Raw genomic sequence first — 1,258 nt, 5'->3', positions numbered from 1 at the left:
GGTTCGACCTGCTGCGGTGCTCGTGCACCCACCGCCGAGGGTTCGTGACCTCATAGGAGCTTGTGCCAGCAAGCACCCGTCACTGTCTTGTCCGCTCGCCTTGGTGGTGCGTGCCGTCCCCACCACCTGAAACCGAGGACGACGATGACCACGATCGCAGACCTACCTGCTCCTGCCCACCTCCCGGACACCGGGCTGGCTGTGGTCGGTGGGGTCGATACCCACGCCGACACCCACACCGCCGCGGTCATCGACACCGCCGGCCGGTTGCTGGGGCACGCCCAGTTCCCGACCACCTGCGCCGGCTACGCCGCACTACTGGCCTGGCTGATCGGCCACGGTCTTCTGACCCAGGTCGGGGTGGAAGGCACCGGCGCCTACGGTGCCGGCCTGGCCCGCCACCTCACCGCCGCCGGCGTGCAGGTGATCGAGGTCGACCGCCCCGATCGCAAGACTCGCCGGTTCGCCGGCAAGTCCGACCCCATCGACGCCGAAGCCGCAGCCCGCGCCGTCCTGGCCGGCCGTGCAGGTGGCACCCCCAAGACCCGCACCGGGTCGGTGGAGGCCATCCGGGTACTGCGGGTGGCCCGCACCAGCGCGGTGACCGACCGGGCGCACGTGATGACCCGCATCAAGTCGCTGCTGGTCACCGCCCCGGCCGACTTGCGCGCCACGCTGGCCGGCCTGACCGACACGCAGCTGATCCGCACGTGCGCGGGGCTGCGACCCGACCGAACCCGAGCTGCTGACCCCACCCACGCCACCAAGATCGCCCTGCGCTCCCTCGCCCGGCGGCACACCGACCTGACCGTCGAGATCGGCGAACTCGACGCCGTCCTGGACGACCTGGTTGCAGCCATCAACCCCGCGCTCATCGCAGCCTTCGGGGTGGGCACCGACGTTGCCGGGCAGCTGCTGGTCACCGCCGGGGACAACCCGGCACGGCTGCACTCCGAGGCCGCCTTCGCCGCCCTCTGCGGAGTCGCACCCGTACCGGCCAGCTCCGGCAAGACCACCCGCCATCGCCTCAACCGCGGCGGTGACAGGCAGGCCAACTCCGCTCTCTACCGCGTCGTCCTGGTCCGGCTGCGCTACGACGAACGCACCCGCGCCTACCGCAAGCGCCGCACCGAAGAAGGCCTGTCGACCAAGGAGATCATCCGCTGCCTCAAGCGTCTGATCGCCCGCGAGCTCTACTACCTGATCATCAACCCGACATCGGTCGCTGCAACCACTTGACGATCCATAGGAGCATCCC

1 protein-coding gene is annotated in these 1,258 nt (G+C 70.3%); it reads left to right on the top strand.

The features are described from left to right. Positions 1-144: 144 nt before the first annotated feature. Positions 145-1,239 (top strand): IS110 family RNA-guided transposase, encoded by a 1,095-nt coding sequence (locus tag TEK04_RS21165; RefSeq protein WP_336406351.1) that lies wholly within the window; start codon positions 145-147, stop codon positions 1,237-1,239. Positions 1,240-1,258 lie beyond the last annotated feature (19 nt).

The organism is Klenkia sesuvii (genome assembly GCF_037083825.1).
Lineage (GTDB): Bacteria > Actinomycetota > Actinomycetes > Mycobacteriales > Geodermatophilaceae > Klenkia > Klenkia sesuvii.
This window is presented reverse-complemented; position numbering and strand designations above follow the sequence as displayed.

Excerpts from the sequence above, each read along its gene's own strand:
- TEK04_RS21165 (WP_336406351.1), top strand. The coding sequence starts at position 145 with ATGACCACGATCGCAGACCTACCTGCTCCTGCCCACCTCCCGGACACC.